General features: G+C 66.1%; 2 protein-coding genes. Both read left to right on the top strand.

What is annotated here, in order from left to right; all coding sequences use genetic code 11:
- Positions 1-879 (top strand): nitrate ABC transporter permease (gene ntrB, locus ACXJL8_RS40990; protein WP_456687035.1); only part of this gene is annotated, 879 nt, incomplete at its 5' end.
- Between the two features lie 11 nt (positions 880-890).
- Positions 891-1,427, top strand: a 537-nt coding sequence (locus ACXJL8_RS40985; protein ID WP_456687034.1) for an ABC transporter ATP-binding protein, incomplete at its 3' end; no start/stop codon positions are given.

Genomic DNA, 1,427 nt, shown 5'->3' with positions numbered 1-1,427 from the left:
AAGATGGACATTGAGACCGCGAAGCCCGCGGGTGCCGCCGCGCCAGTCGTCGCGATGACGCCGAAGCGGCCGCCGCGTTCCGAGACCTATGCGCGGATGGCGAGGGAGACCGCCGTGCGCGTCATCCCGCCGCTGGTCGTGATCGCGCTGTTGACGCTGGTGTGGGAGCTCGTCTGCCGCCGCGCCGGCTCGGCGCTGCCGCCGCCGTCGCGGGTGTTCAAGGACACCAAGGAGCTGATCCTCGATCCGTTCTTCGACCATGGCGGCATCGACAAGGGCCTGTTCTGGCATCTGTCCGCCAGTCTCCAGCGCGTCGCGCTGGGCTACTCGCTCTCCGCGATCGCCGGCATCGCGCTCGGCGTGCTGGTCGGCCAGTCGGTCTGGGCGATGCGCGGGCTCGATCCGCTGTTCCAGGTGCTGCGCACCATCCCGCCGCTCGCCTGGCTGCCGCTGTCGCTCGCCGCCTTCCGCGACGGCCAGCCCTCGGCGATCTTCGTCATCTTCATCACCTCGATCTGGCCGATCATCATCAACACCGCAGTCGGCATCCGCAACATCCCGCAGGACTACCGCAACGTCGCGGCGGTGGTGCAGCTCAACCCGCTCGAGTTCTTCTCCAAGATCATGATCCCGGCGGCCGCGCCCTACATCTTCACAGGGCTTCGTATCGGCATCGGCCTGTCATGGCTCGCGATCGTCGCGGCCGAGATGTTGATCGGCGGCGTCGGCATCGGCTTCTTCATCTGGGACGCCTGGAACTCCTCGCATATCAGCGAGATCATCCTGGCGCTGTTCTATGTCGGCATCATCGGCTTCGTGCTCGATCGCCTGATCGCGGGCMTCGGCAAGATCGTCACCCGCGGCACCGCGATGAACTGAGGGGAAAGCACATGACCGCCTATCTGAAGCTCGACCACATCGACAAGGTCTTCACCCGCGGCGCCGCCACGACCGAGGTGCTGAAGGACATCAACCTGACGATCGAGAAGGGCGAATATGTCTCGATCATCGGCCATTCCGGCTGCGGCAAGTCGACCCTGCTCAACATCATCGCCGGGCTCACCGGTGCCTCTACCGGCGGCGTGCTGCTCGAGAACCGCGAGGTCAACTCGCCGGGGCCCGACCGCGCGGTGGTGTTCCAGAACCACAGCCTGCTGCCCTGGCTCACGGTCTACGAGAACGTCAGGCTCGGCGTCGACAAGGTCTTCGCGAAGACCAAGACGCGGGCCGAGCGCGACGCCTGGGTCATGCATAATCTCAACCTCGTGCAGATGGCCCACGCCAAGGACAAGCGGCCCTCGGAAGTCTCCGGCGGCATGAAGCAGCGCGTCGGCATTGCCCGCGCGCTCGCGATGGAGCCGAAAGTGCTGCTGCTAGATGAGCCCTTCGGTGCGCTCGACGCCCTGACCCGCGCGCATCTCCAGGAC

This window comes from Bradyrhizobium sp. P5_C11_2, from assembly GCF_054049755.1.
This window is presented reverse-complemented; position numbering and strand designations above follow the sequence as displayed.